The sequence below is a fragment of the Bacillus sp. T-10(2022) genome, from assembly GCF_056502895.1.
Map to the genome: position 1 here is coordinate 2,302,776 of NZ_CP113518.1, position 13,632 is coordinate 2,316,407.

The 13,632-nt window shown below is 39.3% G+C and carries 11 protein-coding genes; all 11 read left to right on the forward strand.

The genetic code is table 11. The annotated features are described in order from the left end of the window. Positions 1-5: 5 nt before the first annotated feature. The 11 genes from OSJ91_RS11300 (at position 6) to OSJ91_RS11350 (ending at position 13,549) form a co-directional block, all read left to right on the forward strand. Positions 6-980, forward strand: coding sequence for an ABC transporter permease (locus tag OSJ91_RS11300; RefSeq protein WP_137017949.1), 975 nt, complete (start codon positions 6-8; stop codon positions 978-980). A gap of 68 nt (positions 981-1,048) precedes the next feature. Then, complete coding sequence (locus OSJ91_RS11305; RefSeq protein ID WP_048677830.1) at positions 1,049-2,086, forward strand: autoinducer 2 ABC transporter substrate-binding protein; 1,038 nt, start codon at positions 1,049-1,051, stop codon at positions 2,084-2,086. Between the two features lie 93 nt (positions 2,087-2,179). After that, entirely contained in the window at positions 2,180-3,847 is a 1,668-nt protein-coding gene (locus OSJ91_RS11310) for a ribulokinase (protein WP_485891584.1), read from the forward strand. Then, a complete protein-coding gene (gene rhaB, locus OSJ91_RS11315) occupies positions 3,844-5,304 on the forward strand; it encodes a rhamnulokinase (RefSeq protein WP_485891585.1) in 1,461 nt (486 codons plus the stop codon). Before OSJ91_RS11310 ends, rhaB begins: the two co-directional genes overlap by 4 nt. Positions 5,305-5,319: 15 nt before the next feature. Beyond that, positions 5,320-6,615: a class II aldolase/adducin family protein gene (locus OSJ91_RS11320; RefSeq protein WP_485891586.1), complete on the forward strand. Its 1,296-nt coding sequence runs from the start codon at positions 5,320-5,322 to the stop codon at positions 6,613-6,615. 119 nt (positions 6,616-6,734) lie between these two features. Then, positions 6,735-7,496: a DeoR/GlpR family DNA-binding transcription regulator gene (locus tag OSJ91_RS11325; RefSeq protein WP_485891587.1), complete on the forward strand. Its 762-nt coding sequence runs from the start codon at positions 6,735-6,737 to the stop codon at positions 7,494-7,496. 393 nt (positions 7,497-7,889) lie between these two features. Further along, complete coding sequence (locus OSJ91_RS11330) at positions 7,890-8,789, forward strand: ABC transporter ATP-binding protein (RefSeq protein ID WP_485891588.1); 900 nt, start codon at positions 7,890-7,892, stop codon at positions 8,787-8,789. After that, the gene (locus tag OSJ91_RS11335) at positions 8,782-10,032 is read left to right on the forward strand and encodes an ABC transporter permease (RefSeq protein ID WP_350302306.1); all 1,251 of its coding nucleotides are present in this window, start codon (positions 8,782-8,784) and stop codon (positions 10,030-10,032) included. Before OSJ91_RS11330 ends, OSJ91_RS11335 begins: the two co-directional genes overlap by 8 nt. Before the next feature lie 134 nt (positions 10,033-10,166). Further along, complete coding sequence (locus OSJ91_RS11340; protein ID WP_485891589.1) at positions 10,167-10,469, forward strand: hypothetical protein; 303 nt, start codon at positions 10,167-10,169, stop codon at positions 10,467-10,469. A 476-nt stretch (positions 10,470-10,945) separates the two neighbouring features. Continuing rightward, positions 10,946-12,481: a long-chain-fatty-acid--CoA ligase gene (locus OSJ91_RS11345; RefSeq protein WP_485891590.1), complete on the forward strand. Its 1,536-nt coding sequence runs from the start codon at positions 10,946-10,948 to the stop codon at positions 12,479-12,481. A 12-nt stretch (positions 12,482-12,493) separates the two neighbouring features. Beyond that, positions 12,494-13,549 carry a TauD/TfdA family dioxygenase gene (locus OSJ91_RS11350; protein ID WP_318290920.1) on the forward strand — a complete coding sequence of 352 codons (1,056 nt, stop codon included), beginning with the start codon at positions 12,494-12,496 and terminating at the stop codon, positions 13,547-13,549. The last annotated feature ends 83 nt before the right edge of the window (positions 13,550-13,632 follow it).

A 13,632-nucleotide genomic window follows, 5' to 3' on the forward strand; every position in this document is an offset into this window, starting at 1 on the left:
AAAAAATGAAACGGCTTTCAATATCAAAAGAAAATACTTTAGGGGTAATTACAGCAGGCTTGTTTGTGTTAATGAGTTTTTCAATACCTGGATTCTTTTCTTCAAATAATTTAACCAATATGATGTTCCAGCTCCCGGAGTTTGGTTTAATCGCTTTAGCAATGATGGTGGTGATTGTAACTGGAGGAATTGACCTATCGATTACGTATACAGCTGCCTTGTCTGGCGTGACAATCGCACTTATGGCAAGCAGCGGATACCCAATGCTAGGCGCAATCTTAATCGGTGTTTTAGTCGGGCTGAGCTGCGGATTGATTAACGGCGTACTCATCTCAAAAATCGGTGTTTCGCCAATACTGGTGACACTCGGAACGATGGTGCTTTTTGAAGGTTTGATCTTAAGCATTACGAAAGGAAATTCAATTTCAGGATTCAGTGAGGGTTATAGCTTAATTGGAAACGGTTACTATATGGGGATCGTTCCTCTTTCCATCATTATTTTTGTACTATTTGCAATATTAACAGCTATATTGCTGTCAAAAACCAAATGGGGCAGAAGTGTTTATATGGTGGGTAGCAATCCGATCGCCACATTATTTTCAGGGGTAAATAATAGCAAGGTATTAATGAGGGTTTACTTATATGCGGCACTTCTTGCCACAATTGCTTCTATTATTATGACATCCCGTTATAATACTGCAAAAGTGGATCTGGGATCTTCTTATTTATTACAAAGTGTAGCGGCTGCCGTGCTTGGCGGAACGGAAATTCAAGGTGGTTATGGCAAGGTTATCGGCACTGTTTACGCAGTGGTCATTTTCCAAATGTTATCAAGTGGATTGAACTTAATGGGTGTACCACGATCGATCGTAACTGTAATGATGGGGGTTATTTTAATCACGGTATTGGTCATAAACTTCGTGAAAACGAAATTAGACGAAAAAAGTCAAAAGAATTTACCTTCAAACTCTGTAGCGTAATTTACATGACCATGTAATCTCTGAAAATACTTTAGTAAAAAATTAGAAAAATTTCAAGGGGGATCATTATGAAGAAAATGACGGGGATATTGGCAACAGCTATTTTAGCTGGGGGACTATTAGCAGGCTGTGTATCACAAGAAGGAGCATCGGGGAACAGTGAAAAAGAAACAAGTGGCGGAGGTGGTAATGAGAAGTTGAAAATTGCCGTAGTTCCAAAATTAATGGGGATACCATATTTCAATGCTTCTGAAAAAGGAGCGATTCAAGCAGGTAAAGATCTTGGTGTGGAAACCATTTACACAGGACCTACGGAACCGGATGCTGCACAGCAAGTAAAAGTAATTGAAGACTTAATTAGTCAAGATGTGGATGTAATCGCAGTAGCACCAAATGACGCTGCATCACTCTCACCAGTCCTTCAAAAGGCGAAGGATGAAGGAATAATTGTAATGGATTGGGATACACCAGCTGATCAATCCCTTGTAGAATTATCCGTCCACCAAATAGACGATGAAGCATACGGTCGACATATCGCTAAATCCCTCGTAAAACAAATGGGTGTTGAAAAAGGGCAAATCGCTATATTAACTGGAGGGCTTTCAGCTGCAAACTTAAACACCTGGATAGATGCAGCAAAAAAAGAACTGGAAGAGAATTATCCAGGTATTGAATTAGTATCGGATAAAATCGCGACAGATGAAAAACAACAGGTGGCATACCAAAAAACACTGGATTTAATAAAATCAAATCCTGAATTAAAAGGAATCATGGCTTTTTCTACTCCGGCACCTCTTGGGGCAGCCCAAGCTGTTCAGGAAAAAGGACTGCAAGATGATATTACAGTTGTTGGAACTGCTCTACCGAAAGACTCTTCACCGTATTTAAATGATGGATCTCTAGATGTAGCCATTCTTTGGGAGCCAGACAAACTAGGTTATTTAACCGTTGCCCTCGCCAAACGTCTAGCTGAAGGGGAGAAACCAGAAGATGGTTTGAAAGTTGAAAATGTAGGTGAAATTGACGTGTGGGAGGATGGAAAAACAATCATCATGGGACCACCGACAGATTTTACGAAAGACAATGCAGCTGATTTTAATTTTTAAGGTTAGATAGACCTAAAAGTCCCCTCTCAACTATCTAGAGGGGACTTTTTATTAAAAATCATTGAGTGACTTATGTTAGGAGTTGTTAAAGGGATGAATGGGAGATATACAATCGGAATTGATTTTGGCACTGAATCAGGAAGAGTGCTGTTAGTAGATATAGCGAACGGAAATGAAGTGGCTACACATGTTACACCTTATCGTCATGGAGTAATGACTAATAGGCTTCCAGACGGACGTAAACTTGAAAAAGATTGGGCTCTCCAGCATCCAGGTGATTATTTGGACGTTTTATACACTTCTGTTCCTGAAGTGATTCGGTTAAGTGGAGTAGATGCGAATGATGTGATAGGCATTGGAATCGATTTTACCTCATGCACCATTTTGCCTATTGATAAGAAGGGAAATCCCCTTTGTTTTGATGAGAAATGGAAAAGGGACCCTCACAGTTGGGTCAAATTATGGAAGCATCATGCCGCACAAAAAGAAGCGGATGATATTACACGCATTGCACAGGCAACGAATCAACCATTCCTGAAAAGATATGGCGGGAAAATTTCTTCTGAATGGATGTTCCCTAAGATATTACAAGTGATGCGTGAATCACCTGATATCTATGAAGAAACGGATCTATTTATGGAAGCCGGAGATTGGATTACCTTCCGTCTGACGAATGAGCTGGTACGCAGCAGTAATATGAGCGGTTATAAAGCATTTTGGGATAAAAAAGATGGATATCCGGACCCTGCTTTTTTAGCGGCTATTGATGAACGTCTTCTGGATATACTGGATACAAAAATGCGTGGTGAAGTGTTACCCATCGCTGGGCGGTCGGGTGGTTTAACAGAAGGGATGGCTAAGAAGATGGGGTTGAAAACTGGTACGGCTGTTTCTGTATCCATAATCGATGCCCACGCAGGTGTTCCAGCTGTAGGAGCTGTCCATCCAGGCCAATTTGTGATGACGATGGGTACCTCTACTTGCCACATGTTAATTTCTGAGAAAAAACAAACAGTAGAAGGTATTTGTGGAGTAGTGGAGGATGGAATAATCCCCGGATCATTCAGTTATGAAACGGGACAGGTGGCTGTTGGCGATTCGTTTGCATGGTATATTGAGCAAACTGTTCCGGAGTATGTAAAGAAAGAAGCTGAGCAAGAAGGTGTCAATCTACATGGCTTACTGGAAAAAAAGGCTTCCTGCTTAATGCCTGGTCAATCTGGGTTAGTGGCGTTAGATTGGTGGAATGGTAACCGAACAGTCCTTGTAGATGCGAACTTGTCAGGTGTGATTGCAGGGATTACTCTTTCTACGAAGCCCGAAGAAATATACCGTGCGCTTTTAGAATCAACTGCTTTTGGAACAAGGAAAATCCTTGAAACCTTTGAGAATGAAGGTATAGAGATAAACGATTTGTTTGCCTGTGGCGGATTGCCTCAAAAAAATAAACTATTAATGCAGATATATGCCGATATTTTAAATCGTGAAATTAAAATCGCGGATGGGGAACAAGTGGTTGCATTAGGAGCAGCCATATACGCTGCCACGGCTGCCGGCCGTATAAATGCTGGGTATGATTCCATAGAGGAGGCATCCTCTAAAATGGCAAAAGTAAAAGAAGATACTTTTATACCGGTTAAAGAAAATGTAAGTATTTATCAACAACTCTATGCTTATTATTTAGAAATGCATGACTTCTTTGGCCGTGATCATATTTCCATAATGCATGGTTTAAAGAAATTGAGGAGTGTGGACCAATGATACATATTGCGGTGGATATTGGTGCTTCAAGTGGCCGGCTGGTCTTAGGGAAAATGGAGAACGGGAAATTAGTAATTGAAGAAATTCATCGATTTGCGAATGGTTTCACCACCCAAAATGAAACATGTTTTTGGGATATTGATCATTTATTGAATGAAATCTTAAAGGGGTTAGAATCAGCAAAAAAACTTGGATACGACCACTGTACACTTGGAATTGATACGTGGGGAACGGATTACGTATTGTTGGATGATGATGGACACAGAGTGCAAGAAGTTTTCTCTTATCGTGATAAGCGCACCGAAAATACAATCGAAAAGGTCACAAGAACACTACCTAAAGAAATTATTTATCAAAAAACGGGGATTCAATTCTTATCATTTAACACGTTATACCAATTGTACGAAGAAGATATAAAGAACCTGAAAGTCACTAGGAATGTCATGACTGTGCCAGATTATTTAGGTTACTGCCTAACGGGGGAAAAGGTCACAGAAGTTACAAGTGCTTCTTCGATGCAATTATTGAATTTAAACACGAAGAAGTTTGATGAAGAGTTACTTAACCTGATTGCATTGTCAAAAGATCAATTCCCGCCTTTTGCTAATCCGGGAGAACGATTAGGGAAACTGATGAAAGAACGTTATTCTACTTTTGATCTTCCCGATACAGAAGTGATTATCGTTGCTTCACATGATACTGCTTCCGCCATAGTCGGTTCACCTGGTAATGGAGAGAAATGGGCCTATATTAGTAGCGGGACGTGGTCGTTGCTTGGGATTGAAAGCGATAAACCGATAGTGAATGAGTTAGCCCTTAAAAACAATTATACAAATGAATGGGGTGCATACGGAACCTTCCGCTTTCTGAAAAATATCATTGGCATGTGGGTTATTCAAGAAGTCAGAAGACATTTAAAGGAAGACTATAACTTCGAGAAGTTTGTACATGAGGCAGAGAAAATAAATGAGTGCAGGCAGTTCATCAACTTTAATGATAAACGATTTTTAAATCCAGAAAATATGATTCAAGAAATTCAGCAGTATTGTCGGGAGACGAATCAGGAGATTCCACATACAGTGGGCGAATTAGCGAACTGTATATTTACAAATATGTCTATAATTTATGCGATGTCCATTCGGCAAATAGAAGAGATAACCGGGAAAAAAATCGAGCAACTTCATATTGTCGGAGGAGGGGCGAAAAATGAATTCGTTAATCAACTTACGGCAGACCTTAGCGGGAAAACCATATACGCTGGACCAACAGAGGCTACGGCGATTGGGAATATACTAGTTCAAATGATTTCAGGTAATGAAATAAGCGATTTACAAACGGCACGTCAGTTAATACAACACTCGTTCCCTATAAAAAAATATGAGCCAAAAGAAAAAATTGAATCATCCCTGATTGAAAAATTCAAACAAGCAATTTCCATGAAAGAAGAATGTAAATAATAGGAGTGATAAAGTATGAATGAAAATCTGCATCCAGCCGAACAAATTGTTATGATCATGGAACGTGTCTATAAATATGGCATGACAACAATTTCAGGAGGAAACCTTTCTATTCTGGATGAAAATGGTGACCTTTGGATTACTCCATCGGGCATTGATAAAGGAGCATTAACCAAGGATGATATCATGTGCGTCAAAAAGGACGGTACAATCATAGGGAAACATAAACCATCGGTAGAGCTTCCTTTTCATCAAGGAATTTATGAAGCAAGGCCCGATATAAAAGCTGTCGTACATGCACATCCCCCGGCATTGGTTTCCTTTAGTATGGCTCGTAAAGGACCAAACCCAAAGTTGCTTTTACATGCATATAAGAGTGTAGCAGATTCCCTTCAGGTTGCACCCTATGCGATTCCTGGAAGCGACAAATTAAAGGAAAATATTTCGGCTGAATTTGCAAAAGGAGGGGATGCGGTCATATTGGAGAATCATGGTATCGTGGTAGGGAAACCTACTATATTTGATGCCTTTATGTTGTTTGAAACCCTTGAAGATACTGCTTGTATGGAAATAAATGCAAGAAATATAGGGAAACCATTTGAACTGACCGATCAAAATTTACAAGAAATAGATTTATATAAAGCGGATAAATTAACACAGATAGAAATGAAGCACCATTCTGTCGAAGAGGTTTCTTGCCGTCAAGAAATGATCAGGTTATTGGAACGGTTATATGATCGTCAGCTTTTTACAAGTATCTCAGGCAGCTTTTCAACACGCCTTAAAAATGGATCTATTTTAATCACGCCTTCTCAACAGGACCGTAAATATATTAAGGAAGATGAATTGGTTCTGATTCATCAGGAGTTTAGTGAAGCTGGCAAGGAACCATGTGAGTTTTTTGGGCTTCATCAAAAAATATATGAGTTAAACCCGGAGCTTACATCCGTAATCATTGCCAACCCAAGATTTTTAATGGCATATGCAGTGACAGATGTTAAATATAATACACATATAATTCCAGAGGCCTACATTGTTCTTCGGGATATAGATAAAGTGCCTTTTGGAATGGGAGAAGATCATAATAGAATGATTGCAGATAAACTAGCAGAGGATAATCCTGTCCTATTAATTGAAAATGGATATGCAGTTGTCTCAGGAAAAAGTTTACTGAGTGTATTTGATAGGCTAGAAGTAGCTGAATATAGTGCAAAAGCATTGGTGTACGCTAAAAGTATTGGCGAAGTTATCGATATTAGTGATGAAGATATTGAAGAAATTATTGAAGGTTTTAAGCTAATTGCCAAATAACGATATCAATGAAAAAAGGCAGTTCCTAAGCTCTCTATTTATATAGAGGGCTTTATATATGTTACAATACAAAAACAAACAAAAGCAAACAAAGATTATATAGATAGGAGAAAGTTGGTATGCTTGTAGCTCAAAGACACCAAAAAATTGTCGAACTCGTAAATGAACGTTCGAGTATTCGTGTTACAGAATTAAGTGAAATCTTTTCAGTAACAGAGGAAACGATCCGACGTGATCTCGAAAAGCTTGAGAAAGAAACAAAACTAAAACGCAGCCACGGCGGTGCCGTTAGCCTGCAAGAAGATGATTCGGAAATCCATTTTTCCGAAAGAGTGATAACAAATGTCAACGAAAAAAAAGTGATAGCATATGAAGCGGCAAAGCGGATAGTGGAAGGTGACAGGATTATTTTAGATGCAAGTACAACTGCCTGGTATATGTCAAAAGCCTTACCAAACATACCGCTAACGGTTATTACCAATTCCACCAAAGTGGTTATGGAATTGAGTAAAAAAGAAAAAATAAAGGTTATTTCAACCGGGGGAAGATTGCTGTCAAAGTCTTTATCATTTGTTGGTCCGATAGCAGAGAATTCATTAACGATGTATCATGTCAACAAAACGTTTTTGTCTTGCAAGGGGATTCACTTAGAGGAAGGACTCAGTGATTCTAATGAAGGGCAGGCTTTATTAAAAAAGAAAATGATCGAAAGGTCGGATGCAGTGATCCTGATGGTGGATTCCTCAAAGTTTGGAAAAAAGGCGTTTTCATTAATCGTTCCGCCTAGTGAAGTGGATGAGGTCATTACGGATAGAGAAATAGATGAAGTATCAAGAAAATTGCTTGAAAAAAGAAATGTAAAAGTAACGATTGTAAAATAAGTTAGATTCATTAGCGACAATTGTGAAATGTGTCCTTTAAAGCGAGCAATCTATAACTTATAGAGGTTGGGTATCTTTACGGTACCCAATCTAATTTTTTATTGCCTCGTTTTCAAATAAGGGCTTTCAGTTTAGTAACATGCTCGTGTTAGAGAAAGGCAGGAGACGTACGGGGTTGTGAAAATGTTGACCATGTTATTACCAATAGGAAGGGAAAGGGGGGGTGTCTTAAGTTTCGCAGTAGGGTAAAGGGCAAACGTGAAACGTTAATTTTTTCTGGAAATTTGCATATAATCGAAGAAGAAAAAGAGTTAGTTGTTTCTTGATGATAGTTGAAATTGGAAAACCTTTCCGTTAACATATAATAAGAATCATATAATAGGAGGTTGTGCATTGTCTTTACAAATCAAAGAAGTTACGAAAAAATTCGGGGATTTCACAGCTGTAAACCAGCTTGATTTAACTATCCCCGAAAAAGAAATGTTCGGCTTTTTAGGCGGGAATGGAGCGGGGAAAACGACCACGTTCCGAATGATACTTGGCCTGCTTGACCCCACTGAAGGGGAAGTGATCTGGGATGGTAAGAAAATCGATTATACGACCAGTTCAATGATTGGCTATCTTCCTGAGGAACGCGGACTATATCCAAAACTGAAGGTACGCGATCAAATTGTGTATTTGGCTAGATTAAGAGGGATGAACAAACGGGATGCTTTGAATGAATTGGAGTATTGGCTAGACCGCTTTATGGTACCCGAGTATATCGATAAGCGAGTTGAAGAGCTTTCAAAGGGAAATCAACAAAAAATCCAGCTGATCGCATCCATGATCCATAAACCTGAATTACTTATCCTTGACGAACCCTTCAGCGGACTGGATCCAGTGAATGTGGAAATCCTGAAGAAAGCTGTCATTGACTTAAGGGACAGCGGCACGACGATCGTTTTCTCGAGCCATCGCATGGAGCATGTCGAGGAGATGTGCGAGCATCTTTGCATCATGCATAAAGGTTCCCCTGTTGTGGCTGGAAAGTTAAAAGAAATCAAGCGTTCTTTTGGTAAAAAGAATGTCTCAATTAAAGCTGATTTTGATCTATCTTTTTTGGATAATTATTCAGGTGTGACAAAAGTCAAGAACACGATGGAAGGGAAAATTCTTCAAGTCACTGGTGAAGACGTGGCTGAGAGCATGCTACGTGATCTTGTTCCAAGAGGTTTCGTCCGGAAATTCGAATTGGAAGAACCATCGCTGACCGATATTTTCATTGAAAAAGTAGGTGCCGTCTATGAATAAATTTTGGATTGTCCTTTCCCATACATATCTATCAAAATTAAAGACGAAATCCTTTATCATTTCTACAATCATTATGATGGCCCTGATTCTCGTCCTTTCGAATCTTTCGAATCTTATTGATAAATTCGACAGTGATGAACAGGAAAAGGTTGCCGTCATCGATCAGACTGAAGGCAGCTTATTTGATCCTTATAAAAAAGGGGTAGCAGGTGTGAACGATGACCTATCGATAATATCCGCCCAGGATGAAAAGGAAGCGGAGGAAATGGTCAGTGCGGAAAAAATCGTTGGGTATTTGATAATCGAAAATGATGAAACTCTCGGCTTCAAGGGAACGTATAAAGCGAATCAAATTTCAGATTCTGCGGTAAGTAATGATTTGCTTTTAGCGCTAACCCAATTGAAGGGTCAAATAACCGCGAAGGAATTGAATTTGACAGAGCAGCAAATCGCTCAATTGAATACGCCGCCAGCATTTGATACGATTGCGCTTCAGAAAAATGCTAAAACGGAAGAGGATCTCAATCAAGCACGAGGTCTCGTGTATGTTCTCTTATTCGTGATTTACTTCGGTGTCTTGATGTATGCAACGATGATTGCAATGGAAGTGGCTACTGAGAAAACATCACGAGTCATGGAAATCCTGATTTCAAGTGTCCCGCCAGTCACACAGATGTTTGCCAAAATAATGGGTGTTGCATTGCTTAGTCTTACTCAAATGATTTTATTTTTTGGGGTGGGCTATTTCTCGATTAAACAAAACTTGACGGGTATGGATGAAGGATTCTTTTCATTTTTCGGTTTCGGCAGCACCGATATCTCAACGATCATTTATGCAATCATCTTCGCTTTGCTTGGGTATTTTCTGTACGCGACTCTTGCGGCATGCCTTGGGTCCGTTGTCAGCAAAATTGAAGATGTCCAGCAAATGATATCACCGATGACCATGTTAGTTGTCATCGCCTTCATGATTGCGATGTTTGGACTGGGAAATCCGTCAGCCAGTTATATTACGATCACATCATTCATTCCATTTTTCACGCCGATGATCATGTTCTTGCGTGTAGGGATGCTTGAAGTTCCATTCTGGGAAATCGCCATCAGCATTGCAGTCTTGATCTTAACGATTGTTTTACTTGGAATAATCGGAGCAAAAATCTATCGGGGTGGTGTCTTGATGTATGGAAGCTCAAAATCACTGAAAAGCATCAAGAATGCCTTGCAATTATCCAAGAAAAATTAACATGAAACCTGGATCCTTCATTCCTGTTGGAGGTATTCAGGTTTTTTTAATATAATAATATAGGAACGAAAAGTAGCATAGAAGGGAACATAAATATATTCCATTTATGCAACCACGATTAGGAGTGAATTATTATGAGTAATCTGGTAACGTTGACGATAGCTTCAGAAGCGTTTCTCTTGCTATCCTTCATCATTATTATTTTATCAACCAAGAATCCGAAAAGAAATGTTCTCTGGGTGATCCTGTTCATCATCGGAGCTGCACCGCTTTTATATTTAGCGATAGATCATGTGAAAAACGATTATATGGATGCAAATATCGGATTGGGCCTTGCCTTTATGTTTACCTGGTTATATAGCGCAGTTGCTTTTATCATTGCCATCATTCTTTTAGTGAAAAAGAAAAGGAATAATAATATTTCAAAAGAGCTGTGATAATCACATTTGGAATCTTAATTAAGTGAAAATTAAAAAACTGAGGATACATGACCTATACCCCGAATAACGGACACACATAAAAAAGTCCCTTATCCGGGTTTTTTTATGTTTCAATAGGTGTTATGAGAAATGAGTCTCGTTTTCGATGGGGACTAAAGAAAATGGCCCCGGTACAAAACTCGGACCACCTATTAGCCGCATAGGCGCCTTGTTATACTGTCCGAAAAAGTGGCATAGTTCATTTTAATGAGGCAGTGTCTTTTTTTAGAAGTAGATGGAGAGATCATCTAAGTAGCCCTTCTGTAATCCTGAAGTTCCTTTTTAATATTATTAATACTTACATACAAATTAAAATATTTAATTTTATTTAATTATAATTTATGAGTATACTTAAAATGTAATAATAGTTTAAATATTCAAAATAGTTGGCGATTCAAAGCCTTCTATGTGAGAAAAGGGGTGGAATTCATTTAATGAGTTATAACTTAAACGAAAATCTAAAACGAAGCGCAAGTAATTTCCCAGAAAGTATCGCTTATATCTATGGAGATAAAAGTGTTACTTATCAAGAACTAAATCAGAAGGTGGATCAATTGGCTGCTGGTCTCTATGTACAAGGAATCAGGAAGGGAGATGGAGTGGCTCTTATATTAGGAAATAGCCCTGAATTTCTCATTGCGTACTACGGTATTTTACGGCTTGGTGCATTTGTTGTTCCGATCAATCCTTTTTATACCCAAGGGGAAATCAAATACTTATTAGACAATTGTCAAGCCAAAGCGGTCATTACTCATGTATCTGTAGAACCGAAGTTATCTGAAGTAAAAAAGCAATTGGAAAATTTGAAGCTTGTGGTTTATACCGAAGCCGAGGATCAGGAATCGACATGGGAGCGTCTCATGGAAACAAGCACAAGCTTTAATGCTTGTGGAAGCCCTTACATTGATGATGAAGATCTTGCAGTCATTCTATACACATCAGGAACAACCGGGAAACCAAAGGGTGCAATGTTAACGCATCGGAACTTGGTTTCAAATGCGGACTCCATTTCAAAATTATTAGAATTCGATGAAAAAGATCGTGTAGTAGCTGTTCTGCCAATGTTCCATGTATTCTGTATGACAGTTTGTCTGAATGCGCCAGTTGCTTGTGGGGCAACAGTCCTTATCCAGCCTAAATTCAGCCCTCATGACGTGGTCAGCATCATTCGAGAAAAAAAGGCAACCGTGTTTGCTGGAGTACCTACGATGTACAGTTTTATCTATCAATTGCCTGAAGCGAATGCGGAGGATTGCCAATCTATCCGCATGTGTATCTCTGGAGGTGCCTCGATTTCGGCAGAACTGCTGCATAAATTTGAAAACAAGTTTAATGTTTCTATCTTGGAAGGATATGGGCTTTCGGAAACTTCTCCTCTCGTCGCTATTAATCCTTTAAAAGGAACTCGCAAGCCAGGTTCTATCGGTTTGAATATTCCAGCTGTCCAAAGCAAAGTTGTAGGTGAGTTCGGAAAAGAATTGCCGAGAGGAGAGGTCGGAGAATTAGTTGTTCAAGGGCCAAATGTAATGAAGGGATATTTGGGGATGCCGGAAACTACTTCAGCTGCTTTTAATGACGGGTGGTTTTACACTGGTGATCTCGCAACAATGGATGAAGAAGGATACATCTACATTGTTGACCGCAAGAAAGACATTATTATTGTTGGAGGCTACAATGTATATCCTCGTGAAGTGGAGGAAGTCCTGTATCAACATCCAGCTGTAGTAGAGGCTGCCGTAATCGGAGTTCCAGATGGGGAATACGGTGAAAGTGTTAAAGCTTTTGTCGTAGTTAAGGATGAGCATATCACCATGAATGACATTATTCAATTCTGTCAGGATAGGCTGGTGAAGTACAAACTTCCTAAACGAGTAGAATTTTTTAAAGAACTGCCTAAGAATTCAACAGGGAAGATTTTGCGCAGAGAGTTAAGAGAATTGACTGAAGTAAGAAAAGAACCAATTTATTAAAGGGGGATAATAATGTCAACCATTTTAAAGGAAAAAGTAAAAGGGCAAGTAGCGTGGAAAGGCACTGATCTGGCAAAAGATGATTCATGGGTTTATTATTTGTCTGAAAAAACGATTGCCTCTCTTGAGAACGCTTTGGTTCATGTTAAACAAAAGGGATTAAAAGCACCTGATTTTAGCAAAGAGGATTTTCCGATTCCTGATTTATATGAAGAAATCGTTTACTTTGTTGAAGAGCTGGAGAATGGGAGAGGGTTCCTATTAATTCGTGGATTACCTATTGAAAGGTATACAGATGAAGATGTAAGCATCATTTACTGGGGTCTCGGACTTCACTTGGGCATTCCGGTATCGCAAAACGCAAATGGTGACCTCTTAGGGCACGTCAAAGATCAAGGTTTTAGCTTAGAAAATTCTAATGTACGTGGTTACCAAACGAAACTGCATCTTCCATTTCATGCAGATGGATCTGATGTTGTTGGATTATTAAGCCTGCGAAAAGGGAAATCTGGAGGGCACAGCAGTATCATAAGTTCGATGACTGTTTACAATGAAATTTTGGAGAAGAACCCGGAATATCTAGGAGTTCTCTGTCGTCCATTTTTCTTTGATCGCCGTGGAGAGGAGGCTCCGGGAGAACCTCCAGTATTTAAATCATCAATCTTTAATTATTTTGATGGTAAACTGAGCTGTAGATATGTCCGTTTATTTATCGAATCAGCACAAGCAAAAACTGGCATCCAATTGTCGAAAGTGGAAATTGAAGCATTAGACTTACTGGATTCCCTCCTTCATGATGAGAATTTGCATTATAACATGATGTTGGAGCCGGGGGATATGCAGTTCGTCAATAATTATACGATTCTGCACTCACGTACTCAATACGAAGACTATGAGGAGCCGGAACGCAAACGTCATCTTTTAAGATTGTGGCTCACAATGCCAAATGGTCGGGAAATTTCCCCTGAATTCGCGATGTTTATTGATGAGAATACTGGTAAACCAGGTCGCGGCGGCGTACCGCAACGTAAAACAACATCTGGCGGTATTGTAGAAACCCTGAAGTGATTTTTATAAAACGTTAAGAACGAGTGGGAACACCTTTTAAGAACTCAGAAAAAGGTGTTCCTTATATAGTAAAACGTGGGGGA